Raw genomic sequence first — 274 nt, forward strand, 5'->3', positions numbered from 1 at the left:
TCAGCCATTTCTTCAGGTGAGAATTGACGAGTTACTTCTGATTCGTCATCTACATAAGGCGTCATCGTTTGACCAAGTGCCTCTTGAATAACTTCTTTGAATGCATCATCACTTGTTTGGAGATAAGTTGCTGTCGGGCGAAGAATTTCTTCCCATTCAGATGAATCAACAATGCTCAATTGACTTTCAATTGTTGACTTAAGACGTTGATGGAAGACACGAGCCTTATTTTTCAGCTCTTCTGTTTCTATCGCAACTTTTTTAGCATTATCAG

The 274-nt window shown here is 39.1% G+C and carries 1 pseudogene; it reads right to left on the reverse strand.

The window, feature by feature from the left end:
* Positions 1 to 274, reverse strand: a pseudogene (locus AWH02_RS07260) (cell division protein DivIVA); the annotation flags it as partial.

The organism is Streptococcus gordonii, from assembly GCF_001553855.1.
Lineage (GTDB): Bacteria > Bacillota > Bacilli > Lactobacillales > Streptococcaceae > Streptococcus > Streptococcus gordonii.